This window comes from Bradyrhizobium sp. USDA 4502, assembly GCF_054063355.1.
In genome coordinates this window covers 5,331,848-5,344,042 of sequence record NZ_JBSSGF010000001.1, presented here as the reverse complement: position 1 = coordinate 5,344,042, position 12,195 = coordinate 5,331,848, and the positions used below count along the sequence as shown (strand labels likewise).

At 65.6% G+C, this 12,195-nt stretch carries 11 protein-coding genes; 8 read left to right on the top strand and 3 right to left on the bottom strand.

What is annotated here, in order from left to right; genetic code table 11:
- Nucleotides 1-12: 12 nt before the first annotated feature.
- The 5 genes from ACVW1B_RS24925 to ACVW1B_RS24905 are packed head-to-tail and all read left to right on the top strand — an operon-like array spanning nt 13 to nt 5,995.
- Nucleotides 13-1,128 (top strand): ABC transporter ATP-binding protein, encoded by a 1,116-nt coding sequence (locus ACVW1B_RS24925; RefSeq protein ID WP_375166746.1) that lies wholly within the window; start codon nt 13-15, stop codon nt 1,126-1,128.
- A 2-nt stretch (nt 1,129-1,130) separates the two neighbouring features.
- On the top strand, nt 1,131-2,711 hold the full coding sequence (locus tag ACVW1B_RS24920) for an FGGY family carbohydrate kinase (RefSeq protein ID WP_456792701.1): 1,581 nt from the start codon (nt 1,131-1,133) through the stop codon (nt 2,709-2,711).
- Entirely contained in the window at nt 2,704-3,744 is a 1,041-nt protein-coding gene (locus ACVW1B_RS24915; RefSeq protein ID WP_456822334.1) for a 2-hydroxyacid dehydrogenase, read from the top strand. Before ACVW1B_RS24920 ends, ACVW1B_RS24915 begins: the two co-directional genes overlap by 8 nt.
- 17 nt (nt 3,745-3,761) lie before the next feature.
- Entirely contained in the window at nt 3,762-4,490 is a 729-nt protein-coding gene (locus tag ACVW1B_RS24910) for a class II aldolase/adducin family protein (protein WP_172647311.1), read from the top strand.
- The gene (locus ACVW1B_RS24905; protein ID WP_456792699.1) at nt 4,487-5,995 is read left to right on the top strand and encodes a glycerol-3-phosphate dehydrogenase; all 1,509 of its coding nucleotides are present in this window, start codon (nt 4,487-4,489) and stop codon (nt 5,993-5,995) included. The genes ACVW1B_RS24910 and ACVW1B_RS24905 overlap by 4 nt, the downstream gene beginning before the upstream one ends.
- A gap of 23 nt (nt 5,996-6,018) precedes the next feature.
- Here the strand turns inward: ACVW1B_RS24905 and ACVW1B_RS24900 are convergent, their stop codons facing one another.
- Genes ACVW1B_RS24900 through ACVW1B_RS24890 form a run of 3 tightly spaced genes read right to left on the bottom strand, consistent with a single transcriptional unit; the run spans nt 6,019 to nt 8,597 of the window.
- Nucleotides 6,019-7,014 (bottom strand): ABC transporter substrate-binding protein, encoded by a 996-nt coding sequence (locus ACVW1B_RS24900; protein ID WP_028335663.1) that lies wholly within the window; start codon nt 7,012-7,014, stop codon nt 6,019-6,021.
- A 21-nt stretch (nt 7,015-7,035) separates the two neighbouring features.
- Nucleotides 7,036-7,845, bottom strand: a complete 810-nt coding sequence (locus ACVW1B_RS24895; protein WP_310881854.1) for an ABC transporter ATP-binding protein — start codon at nt 7,843-7,845, stop codon at nt 7,036-7,038.
- The gene (locus ACVW1B_RS24890; RefSeq protein ID WP_225163506.1) at nt 7,842-8,597 is read right to left on the bottom strand and encodes an ABC transporter permease; all 756 of its coding nucleotides are present in this window, start codon (nt 8,595-8,597) and stop codon (nt 7,842-7,844) included. Before ACVW1B_RS24890 ends, ACVW1B_RS24895 begins: the two co-directional genes overlap by 4 nt.
- Before the next feature lie 122 nt (nt 8,598-8,719).
- On the opposite strand from ACVW1B_RS24890, the gene ACVW1B_RS24885 reads away from it, so the two are divergent.
- The 3 genes from ACVW1B_RS24885 to ACVW1B_RS24875 are packed head-to-tail and all read left to right on the top strand — an operon-like array spanning nt 8,720 to nt 12,193.
- Nucleotides 8,720-9,847 carry a mandelate racemase/muconate lactonizing enzyme family protein gene (locus ACVW1B_RS24885; protein ID WP_456822333.1) on the top strand — a complete coding sequence of 376 codons (1,128 nt, stop codon included), beginning with the start codon at nt 8,720-8,722 and terminating at the stop codon, nt 9,845-9,847.
- The gene (locus ACVW1B_RS24880) at nt 9,847-11,442 is read left to right on the top strand and encodes a GMC family oxidoreductase (RefSeq protein ID WP_456822332.1); all 1,596 of its coding nucleotides are present in this window, start codon (nt 9,847-9,849) and stop codon (nt 11,440-11,442) included. The genes ACVW1B_RS24885 and ACVW1B_RS24880 overlap by 1 nt, the downstream gene beginning before the upstream one ends.
- Before the next feature lie 28 nt (nt 11,443-11,470).
- Nucleotides 11,471-12,193 carry a GntR family transcriptional regulator gene (locus tag ACVW1B_RS24875; RefSeq protein ID WP_028335658.1) on the top strand — a complete coding sequence of 241 codons (723 nt, stop codon included), beginning with the start codon at nt 11,471-11,473 and terminating at the stop codon, nt 12,191-12,193.
- The last annotated feature ends 2 nt before the right edge of the window (nt 12,194-12,195 follow it).

Genomic DNA, 12,195 nt, shown 5'->3' with positions numbered 1-12,195 from the left:
GAGCGGATGGTCATGGACATGCTCGAGCTTCGAGGCATCGACAAGGTCTATCGCAGCCGCGGCAAGGAGCCGGTGCATGCGGTGCGCGCGCTCGACATGGCGGTCGAGAAGGGCGAAATCGTCGCGCTGCTGGGATCGTCCGGCTGCGGCAAGACCTCGACGTTGCGTATGATCGCAGGGTTCGAGGACGTCTCTGCCGGGTCGATCGCGCTCGGCGGGCGGCGGATCCACGAGCTGCCGCCGGCGCGGCGCAAGGTCGCGATGGCGTTCGAGGGCTACTCGCTCTATCCGCCGCTCACGGTCCGCGAGAACATCGCCTTCGCGCTGAAATCCGCCCAGTTGCCGCGAACCGAGGTGGCGCGTCGCGTCGACGAGATCGCCCGCCTGGTCGAGATCGAGGACATTCTCGACAGCTATCCGCGCGCGATCTCAGGCGGCCAGCAGCAGCGCGTGTCGCTGGCGCGGGCGCTGGTGCGCGACGCCGATCTCTATCTGCTCGATGAGCCGATGGGGCAGCTCGAACCGCAGCTGCGCGCGGTGCTGCGCGGCCGGATCAAGAGCCTGCTTGCCGAGCGCGGCATGACCGCGATCTTCGTCACCCACGACCAGACCGAAGCGAGCGCGCTGGCCGACCGCATCGCTGTCATGGAAGGCGGCGTGCTGCAGCAGTTCGCCAGCGAGAAGGAGCTGAAGGGCCGGCCCGCCAATCTGTTCGTTGCAAGCTTCATCGGCGAGCCGCCGATGAACCTGCTCGAGGCGGAGGTGACGCGGTCGGATGGCGGCTTCCGCCTGTCGGTCGGAACCGACATGCGTTTCGATATCGCCGGCGCCGGACTCGACGTTGAGGCGGCGAAGACGCTCGCGGCCACGCCGCAGGTGCGGATCGGCATTCGTCCGCAGAAGATCGTGGTCGGGACCGGTGACGTCAGGGTCAAGGTCGTCTCCAATCAGTGGCTCGGCGATCAATCGCATGTCGCCGGCGATTGCGGCGGCCGCATGCTGATCGCGGTGACGCCGGGCCTCGTCGCCGCGCGGCCGGGAGAGATCATCTCGTTCACGCTGGAGTCGCGTCACCTGCACATCTTCGGCGGGGACGGGACCTGCATTCGTCATGCGGAGGGAGCGTGACGATGACCGCTTCCGCCAGCCGCGACGTGATCATCGGCATTGACGCCGGCACCTCCCTGATCAAGGCGGTGGCGTTCACGTTGAATGGCGAGCAACTAGCCGATGTCTCGCGGCCGAACGCCTACGTTAGCCCGGCCAGCGGCCATGTCGAGCAGGACATGGCGCGGACCTGGAGCGATACGGTCGCGGTCATTCGTGCGCTGGCGAAGTCCGTGCCTGACCTGTCGGCGCGGATCGCGGCCGTCGCGGTGACCGGGCAGGGCGACGGCACCTGGCTGATCGATGACGACGGCCGGCCGGTCGCGCCGGCGCTGCTGTGGCTCGACTCGCGCGCCGGGCGGCTGGTCGAGGCGATTCGCGGCAGCGAGCACAACGCGATCCTTTACCGTCGAACCGGCTCCGGGCTCAATGCCTGCCAGCAAGGGCCGCAACTGGCCTGGCTGCAGGCCCACATGCCCGACACGATCGCCAGCGCGACCACGGCCTTCCACTGCAAGGACTGGCTTTATTTCCTGCTCACCGGTGAACGCGCAACCGATCCGTCGGAAGCCACGTTCTCCTGCGGCGATTTCCGCAAGCGAGCATTCGACGCAGAGACCGCGCGGTTGATCGGTATCGCCGACCTGACGCGCCTGTTCCCGCCGGTCGTTGACGGCGCGGTCATGACGCATCCGCTGACCGCGGCCGCCGCCATCGAGATCGGCCTGCCGGAAGGTGTGCCGGTCTGCCTCGGCTATGTGGACGTGATCTGCAATGCGCTCGGCGCCGGGCTCTACGATCCGTCACCCGATGTCGGCTGCACCATCATCGGCTCGACCGGCATGCATATGCGGCTGGTACCGAGCGCCGACGCGGTGACACTGAATCGGGAGGCAACCGGCTACACCATGCCGTTCCCCGTGCCCGGTCATTATGCCCAAATGCAGTCCAACATGGCGGCGACGCTGAACATTGACTGGATGCTCGATCTCGCCTGCGACATGCTGGCGGCGGAAGGCGTGACGCGCACACGCGCCGAGCTGATCCGCCGGCTCGACGATCAGGTGCTCCGGGCCAGGCCCGGCGAGGTGCTGTTCCACCCGTTCATTTCCGATGCCGGCGAGCGCGGTCCGTTCGTCGCGCATGAGGCCAGCGCGCAATTCTTCGGCCTGCGCTCGCGCCACCGCTATGGCGACTTGATGCGCGGCGTGATGGAGGGCCTGGCCTTCGCCGCACGGGATTGTTACGCGGCGATGGGGTCGCTGCCGCGCGACGTCAGGATCACGGGCGGCGCGGCGAAGAGCCGTGCGCTTGCCGCCATCCTGGGGGCCGCACTGGATTGCGACGTCCGCATCTGCAGCCGCGCCGAGGCCGGCGCCGCAGGCGCTGCGATGATCGCGGCGGTCGCGATCGATGCCTATCCCGACATGCGCGCCTGTGCCGAGCAGTGGGTCGCGCCGCATCTAAGTGCGCCGCAATCGCCGGACGCTGCGCTGGCGAAGCGCTATGCCAGCATCTTCCCGACCTATCTCGAGGCAAGGCTGGCGTCGCGGCCGGTCTGGAAGCAACTCGCCGCGCTGCGCGCCGGAGGCGATCATGTCTAAGTCCATCGCCATCGTCGGCGACCGCTTCATGCTGCCCTCGGTGTTCGCCGAGCACATCCGATCGGCCTGCGGCGATGGGGTCGATATCCGCACCCTGGAGCAGCCCTGGCCGGACGAGCCGATGGAGCACGGTTACGCCGGCTCGAAGCTCGACGGTCTGAAGGAATTCATGGGGCAGCCCGACGAGATCATCGGCTTCATCGGCGATGCCGAACTGCTCGTCACCCATCTGGCGCCGATCTCGCGGTCGATGCTGGAGCGGCTGCCGAAGCTGAAGTTCATCGCGGTGTCGCGCGGCGGCCCGGTCAACATCGACATGCAGGCGGCGCGCGACCACAACGTGCTGGTGGTCAATACGCCCGGCCGCAATGCGGGTGCGGTCGCGGAGTTCACCATCGGCGCGATCCTCGCCGAGACGCGCCTGATCCGCAGCGGTCACGAGGCGCTGCGTGGCGGGGAATGGCGCGGCGATCTCTATCGCGCCGACCGTACCGGGCGCGAGCTCGGCGAGATGACGGTCGGCATCGTCGGCTACGGCGCGATCGGCAGCCGGGTGGTCAAGCTGCTGAAGGCCTTCGGCTGCAAGATCCTGGTCGCCGACCCCTATGTCCAGCTCAGCGCGCAGGACCGCAATGACGGCGTCGAGCACGTCGCGCTCGGCGAATTGCTCGGCCGCGCCGAAGTCGTCACGCTGCACGCCCGGGTGACGCCGGAGACCACCCGTTTCATCGGGCGCGAGGCGCTGGCGCGGATCAAGCCGGGCGCGTTCCTGATCAACACCGCGCGCGGTCCGCTGGTCGACTACGACGCGCTGCATGATGCGCTGGCATCGGGGCATCTCGGCGGCGCCATGCTCGACACCTTCGCGGTCGAGCCGGTTCCGGCGGACTGGCCGCTCTTGCGACTTCCCAACGTCACGCTGACGCCGCACATCGCGGGCGCCTCCGTGCGTACCGTCACCGTGGCCGCCGTGCAGGCGGCCGAAGAGGTTCGCCGCTTCCTGGCCGGCGAGCCGCCACGCAATCCGTGCTGAAGAGAAAGGCAGTTCGTATGACCCGTGAGGAACGACAGTTGCGCGAGGCGATCATCGCCAAGTGCCGGTGGATGAATGCGTCGGGTCTCAACCAGGGGACATCGGGCAACATCTCCGCCCGCTACAAGGACCGGATGCTGATCACGCCGTCGGCGACGCCCTATGATTCGATGAAGCCGGAGATGATCGCCTCGATGCCGCTCGAGGGCGACTATGGCGCGTGGGAGGGGCCGCTGCAGCCATCCACCGAATGGCGCTTCCATCTCGACATCACGCGCGCCCGGCCCGATGTCGGCGCCATCGTCCATACCCACTCGACCTACGCGACCGTGCTCGCGATCGCCCGCAAGCCGATCCCGGCCTGCCATTACATGATGGCGGCGTTCGGCGGCACCGAGATTCGCTGCGCCGGCTATGCGCGCTACGGCACCAAGGAATTGTCCGATCATGCGATCGCCGCGCTCGAAGGCCGCAATGGTTGCCTGCTCGCCAATCACGGCATGATCGCGCTCGGCGCCAATCTCGACAAGGCGATGTGGCTCGCGGTCGAGCTCGAGACCATCGCGCGTCAGTACTACCTCTCGCTGGCGCTCGATTCGCGCGTCATCCTGACCGACGAGGAGATTGCCGACACCGCGAAGGGATTCTCCACTTACGGTCTGCAGGCGCCGAAGCCGAACAAGGCGCGCGCAACGGCAAAGGCAGCGCCGCGCCGCGCCGAGAAACGGCGCAGCAGCAAGCGATGACGGGCACTGCGCCGGTCTCAGGTACGGATCACGGGCTGGTCGATATCGCGATCATCGGTGGCGGCATCAACGGTGCCGGCATCGCCCGCGACGCCGCCGGCCGCGGCCTGAAGGTGCTGCTGTGCGAGAAGGATGATTTCGCCGAGGGCACTTCGTCGCGCTCGGGCAAGCTGATCCATGGCGGGCTGCGCTATCTCGAATATTACGAGTTCCGCCTGGTGCGCGAGGCGCTGATCGAGCGCGAGGTGCTCCTCGCGTCGGCGCCACACATCATCTGGCCGATGCGCTTCGTGCTGCCGCATTCGCCGGAGCAGCGGCCGGCGTGGCTGGTCCGCACCGGGCTGTTGCTCTACGACCATCTCGGTGGTCGCAAGCAGCTGCCGGCGAGCCGCAGCCTGGATCTGTCCCGCGCTCCGGAGGGCGCGCCGCTGCGTCAGGAGTTCCGGCGAGGCTTCGAATATTCGGACTGCTGGGTCGATGACAGCAGGCTGGTGATCCTCAATCTGATCGATGCCGCGCAGAACGGCGCCTGCATCCTGCCGCGCACGCGGGCGGTGCGCGCGCGCCGCGACGGCGAGACCTGGCTGCTCGACATGCGCGGCGACGACGGCACAACGCAGGTCGTGCGGTCGCGCGCGCTGGTCAACGCCGCCGGGCCGTGGGTTCAGGATGTCATCCAGGGCGTGGCGGGCCTGAACTCGGCCCAGAGCGTCCGGCTGGTCAAGGGCAGCCATATCGTGGTGCCGAAATTCTGGAGCGGGCCGCAGGCCTATCTGCTGCAGAACAGCGATCGCCGGGTGATCTTCGTCAACCCCTATGAGGGCGATCTCGCATTGATCGGCACCACAGACATTCCCTATCACGGCCGCGCCGAGGACGTCGCGATCGGCGAGGACGAGACCGATTACCTGTTGCAGGTCTTGCGCCGCTATTTCCGAACGCCGCCGCAGGCCGGCGAGATCGTGCATGCGTTCTCCGGGGTCCGGCCGCTCTACGACGACAACGCCGACAATCCGTCGGCCGTGACGCGCGACTATGTGTTCGAGGTTCATGGCGCGCAGGGCGTGCCGCCGCTGCTGTCGATCTTCGGCGGCAAGATCACGACCTACCGCCGGCTGGCGGAGCAGGCGCTGCAGCGCCTCGCGCCGTGGTTTCCGAAGCTGTCGTCGGCCTGGACCGCGGATCGGCCGCTGCCGGGCGGCGACATCGGCGGCAGTTTCGATGAATTCGCGAATCGGCTGGCACGCGACTATCCCGATTTGCCGCGAACGCTCATTCATCACTATGCCCGTCTTTATGGGACGCGCGCGCGCCAGCTGCTGGGTCCGGTCCGCAGCGCCGCAGACCTGGGCCGTCATTTCGGCGGCGAGTTCTATGAATGCGAAGCGGTGTATCTCCGCGAGAATGAGTGGGCAAGGCAGCCTGCCGACTTCCTGGACCGGCGCACCAAGCACGGCTTGCACTTGACGCCCGCGCAGCGGGTCGCGTTCGAGAGCTACCTCTAGGACGCGATTTGCGTCCAGGTGCGTCACGCAATCGTTTTCAAATACAGGCTCGGATCGAAATATTTGCTTGCCGGGGTAAAGTCCTTGATGCCGGCATTGGCCATGAAGAAGTCGGTCGATTGCTGCAGCCAGTTGGTGACCGTGCCGTCGGAATACATCCGCTTCCAGTCCCGCGACGAGAACATCTTCTGCGCCTTGAACGATTCGTCGATGTCGGCCATCGGCGTCTGGCTGTAATGGCCCTTCTGCAGCTTTTCCATCGCTTCGGTGCTGTTCGCGATGATGTAGTCATTGGCATCGGCCCAGCCACGGATCAGCTTCGCCAGCGTTTCCTTGTTGGGCTCGTAATAGTCGTTGGCCGCGGCCCAGCCGCCGATGATCGCGGCCTTTGGATAATAGGCTGAGGCGTCGGCGAGCTTGACCGCGCCCGGCACCTTGTCGCGAACCGTCACGTTGAAAGGCACCCAGAGCGCGACGGCAGGCACCGCGCCTGAAATGAAGGCGGTTACGGCGGCCGGCATGGTCTGGTTGACGAGTTCGACCTGTTTGGGATCGACCTTGTTCGCGCGCAGCGCGGTGTCCAGGAACACATGCGCGGTGGTGCCGGTCGCAGTTGCGATCCGCTTGCCCTTCAGGTCCTCGAATGACTTGATGCCCTGATCGCCGCGCACCCAGAGCTGTGCGGTCGCGACCTCGATGTCGTTGATGAGGAAGACCTTGCCCTGGCCGCGGGCGGGGAAGTTCGAGAGCACGGCGCCCGTCGCCAGCACGTCGAGGCTGCCGCCGATCAGCGCCTGGAAGATTTCGAGGCCGGTATTGAACTGCCGCAGCTCGAGATCCAGTCCCTGCTTTTCGAAGGAACCGCGGTCCATGCCGGTCCAGATCTGGCCGTCGACGGCAACGGTGTGCAGATAGCCGACACGAACTTTTGTTTTTGCCTGAGCAATCGCAGGGGCTGCGGCGGTGAAGGACCCCAGGGCAAGCCCGGCCGTCGTGGTCAGAAATTGTCGCCGATCCATAGGTCGTCCTCCGCTGTGTTGTTATTCCGAGAATGAGACCGGACGCATCTGCGCCTGCTGGGCGCGATACTCGTCCATTACGAGATGCTTGATATAGCTTCGCAGCTCGCCGAATTCGGGCCGTTCCTGGATCGATTCATCGCGCGGATAGGCGAACGGCACGTCGATGATCTGCCTGATCCGCGCCGGCCGCGCGGTCACCACCACGATACGGGACGCGAGATAGATCGCCTCCTCCACGGAGTGGGTGATCAGCATGACCGTCTTGCCTTCGGTCTGGAGCACCTTGAGCAGCAGGTTCTGCATGTTGGAACGGGTCTGGGCGTCGAGCGCACCGAACGGCTCGTCCATCAGCAGGAACTGCGGCTTGACGGCATAAGCCCGCGCGATCGCGAGCCGCTGCCGCATGCCGCCGGACAAATGCTTCGGATAGGAGTTGGCGAAGTCGGACAGCCCCATCAGGCCGAGATAGTGATCGCAGATCGAATCGCGCTCGTCGGCCGCGACGTGATTGGCTCGCAGCGTCAGGCCGAAAGCGATGTTCTGTTTCACCGTCAGCCACGGGAAGACGCCATATTCCTGGAAGATGACGCCGCGCTCGGGGCCGGGACCCGTGACGGGCTGCCCGTCGAACAGCACGCTTCCGGTCGTCGGCTTCTGGAAGCCCGCGAGCATGCTCATCATCGTGGTCTTGCCGCAGCCTGAAGGGCCGATCACTGCGATGAAATCGCCATCGCTGATATCGTAGCTGACATCCTCGACGACGTTGAGGCGTCCCTTCGGGGTCTCGAAGGCAAGCGAAACCTTGTCGAACTGTGCACGCGTGGTCATGCGATGGCCCGATCCTGCCAGACCAGCAACCGGGCCGTGATCTTGCGCAGGATCATGTCCATGATCAGCGCGATCAGGCCGATGCAGATGATGCCGACATAGATGACGTCGAGCAGGAAGTAGGTCGATGCATTCTGGATCATGGCGCCAAGCCCACGCTGGGCCGCGATCAGTTCGGATGCCACCAGCGTCGCCCAGGCCACGCCAAGCGCGACCCGCAGCGCGGTGAGGATGTGCGGAACGGTGAGGGGGATGATGACCTTGCGAAAGATTTCCGCTTGATTGGCGCCGAGCGTCTGCGCCACGCGGATATAGAGCGGCGTGATCTGCGAGACACCCTCATACATGACGATCACGCCGGAGAAGAACGAGGCGTAGAACAGGATGACGAGCTTTGCGAGCTCGTCGACGCCGAAATAGACGATGACGAGCGGGATCAGCGCGATCGGCGGCAGCGCGCGGAAGAAGTTGATCATGGGGTCGGCGAAGGTGCGGGCCGGGCGATACCATCCGAGCAGGAAGCCGACGGGCACCGCGACCAGAATTCCAAGCGAGACGCCGAAGAAGACGCGCCTGGTCGAGGCGAAGATGTCGATCAGGAGGCCTTCCTTGGTGAGAAGCTCGACGAATTTCGCGGCGACCTGGTGCGGGGCGGGGATCAGCGATGCGTTGACGAAGCCGCTCCAGCGCACGGCATACCAGAGCAGGATCGCACCGACCCACGGTATCAACCCGAGACCAAAGCGTCTCACGCCAGCTCCGTCCATTCGACGCGTCCACCCAGATTGCAGTTGATGTTTGCCCAAGTCATATTATAAATAGGATGACCATACAAGCGCCGCTTTGGTCGTAGGCGCCGCAGGCTTTTCCGCGCATGACATCGCCGCCTTTCACCATCCGGAGCGTCCAGGCCTTTGGCTTTCGCTATCCTCTGACGACACCGGTCATCACCTCGTTCGGGCGGATGGGGGACCGGCCTGCCGTGTTCGTTCGGGTCGAAGACACGGACGGTTACGCGGGCTGGGGCGAGGTCTGGTGCAACTTTCCCGCGCCGGGCGCCGAGCATCGTGTTCGGCTGGTCAACGAGGTCCTGGCACCGGCGCTTGTCGGATTCAGGGCAAGTGAACCTCATGCCGCATTCGAGCGATTGACGCGGGGAACTTCGGTGCTCGCGTTGCAATCCGGCGAAGCGGGCCCGTTCGCGCAGTCGATCGCCGGCATCGATCTCGCCGTCTGGGATCTCCATGCGCGCCGCCGGAACGTAGCGTTGTGGAAACTGCTCGGCGGATCGCGGCGCCGGATCAAGATCTATGCCAGCGGCATCAATCCGGTCGGATCGGAGCGGGTGGCGGAAGCAGCGCTCGACCGCGGCTACCGCGCCTTGAAGCTGAAGATCGGCTTCGATCCCACAGGCGACCGGGCCAATCTCGCCGCGCTGCGCCGCCTCGTCGGCGATGGCATGCTTGCGGCCGATGTCAACCAGGGCTGGACCATCGCGCAGGCGCTCGAGCGTGCGCCGCAGCTCGAGCCGTTCGGCCTTGCCTGGCTCGAGGAGCCCATCCGCGCGGACCGTCCGCGGCAGGAATGGAAGCAACTGCACGAGACGATCCGTTTTCCGCTCGCTGCCGGTGAGAACATCGCGAGCCACGCCGGCTTTGCCGAGGTGCTGAGCGAGCCGGTTCTCGGTGTCGTCCAGCCTGACATCGCCAAGTGGGGCGGGCTTTCGGCTTGCGCCGGCATCGCCCGCGACATCCTGACGTCAGGCAAGATGTTCTGTCCGCACTATCTCGGCGCCGGCATCGGCCTGTTGGCGTCGGCGCATCTTCTGGCGGGCGTCGGCGGCGAGGGACTGCTGGAGGTCGACAGCAATGAGAACCCGCTGCGGGATCAATTCTGCGGCCCCGTCCTGCACGTCAGCGATGGAATGATCGAGCTCGGCGACGAGGCGGGTCTTGGCATCGCGCCCGATCTTGCCTCGATCGAACAATACCGGACTGCGTGATGTCGGGGCTCGGCTACGATTATGTCATCGTCGGTGCGGGGTCGGCCGGCTGTTTGGTCGCAAACAGACTGTCGGCCGATCCTGCCTGCCGCGTGTTGTTGCTCGAAGCCGGCGGATCGGACCGGAATTTCTGGCTCAAGCTGCCGGTCGGGTATTACCGGACCATCTACCACGAGCGCTTCTCGCGCCTGTTCAAGACCGAGCCGTCGGAAGGAAGCGGCGGCCGCGCCATCGTCTGGCCACGCGGCCGCGTGCTCGGCGGATCGTCGTCGATCAACGGCCTGATCTTCATCCGCGGCCAGCACGAGGATTTTGACGACTGGGAACGTCTCGGCGCCGACGGCTGGAGCTATCGCGACGTCCTGCCCTATTTCCGACGCTACGAGCGCTATCGCGGCGGCGAGAGCCAGTTTCACGGCGGCCTCGGTGAGTTCGAGGTCTCCGACCTCCGGAACGACAATCCGGCGTCGAGGGCCTGGGTGGAGGCGGGCGTGCAGTTCGGCCTGCCGCGCAATCCCGACTTCAACGGCGCGACGACGCTCGGCGTCGGCGCCTATCAGCTTGGCATCGGCCGGCATTGGCGGACCAGCTCGGCATCCGCCTTTCTTCGACCGATTGCCGACCGGCGCAACCTGACCATCATCACGCATGCGCAGGTGAGCAAAGTCACTTTCAACAGCCGCGTCGCGACCGGCGTCGAGTGGATCAGCAAGGGGCAGGTTCATCGCGCGACAGCCGATCGCGAGGTCATCCTGTCTGGCGGCGCGCTGCAATCGCCGCAAATCCTCCAGCTTTCCGGGATCGGTCCGGCCGACCTGCTTCGCAAGCACGGTATTGCCGTCATCACGGACTCGCCCGAAGTCGGCTCCAATCTGCAGGACCATTACCAGGCACGGCTGATCGTGCGCCTGAAGGAGCGGATCTCGCTTAATGACCAGGTCCGTCATCCTGTCGCGCTCGCGAAGATGGGGCTGCAGTGGATGCTGGCCGGGCGGGGACCGTTGACGGTGGGGGCGGGACAGGTGGGCGGAGCGGCCTGTACCGAATATGCGGTCGGTGGCCGTCCCGACGTGCAGTTCAACGTGATGCCGCTCTCCGTCGACAAGCCCGGCGAACCCCTCCACAGCTATTCCGGCTTCACGGCCTCGGTCTGGCAATGCCACGGCCGGTCGCGCGGGCAGCTCGCGATCCGCTCGGCCGATCCGTTCGAGCAGCCGCTGATCGCGCCCAATTATTTCGCCGAGGAGATCGACCGCAAGACCATTGTTGCCGGCCTGAAGATCCTGCGCGAGATCTATCAGCAAAAGGCGTTCCGCCCGCTCTGGGACGTCGAAATGGTGCCGGGCGAGGCCGCAAATAGCGATGCCGGGCTGTGGGATTTTGCGCGCAACACCGGCGGCACGGTGTTTCACTGCGTCGGCACCTGCCGCATGGGCGGCGACGATCGGGCGGTGCTCGATCCGCAGCTGCGGGTGCGCGGCGTCGAGCGGCTGCGCGTGATCGACGCCTCGGTGATGCCGCAGATCACCTCGGCCAACACCAATGCGACCAGCCTGATGATTGGGGAACGCGGTGCAGCCCTCGTCATGCCGTGATTGGGCCGCTTGATTTCCGGAGGGCGAGATGGAATTGAGTTCCGACAGTCACGTCCCCAAATACGCGCAGATTGCCGATATCTTTCGCCAGCGGATTGCGCGCGGTGTCTGGAGTCAAGGTTTTCGCCTGCCGGCCAACGAGGATCTGGCGGCCGAGTTCGGCGTCTCGCGCGTCACCATCAGGCAGGCCGTCGAACTGCTCGCCCGCGACGGTGTCATTGAGGCGCAGCAAGGCCGCGGCACCTTCGTCACCGGGACTGTACGACAGGACCGCTGGCTCAAGGTCGAGACCACACTGTCCGATCTCGCGGACATGTACCGCGACACCTCGCCGGAGATCATCAACATCTCGGAAAGCCGGAGCGATGCGCCGTTGCTTCCCGAAGACGGCAAGCCGGCCGAGAAATATGTCTTCATGCGCCGTCTGCACTCGCGCCAGAAGCAGCCTTATTGCGTCATTTCCATCTATCTCGATGAGAAGATCTTTCGCAGGTCTCCCAAGCGCTTTCGCAACGAGACGGTGATCCCGATCCTCAACGATCTCAGGGATCCGGCGATCGCCAGCGCCCGCCAGACATTGACCATCGGAACCGCGGACATCGAGGCGGCGCGGCTGCTGCGCGTGCCTTTGAATTCGCCGGTCGCCGAAGTCCGCCGTGTCTTCACGGCGAGCGATCGCACCGTGATCTATCTCGGTGAAGTCACCTATCGCGGCGATTTTGTGCGGATCGATATGGATCTAAGGCCATAGCG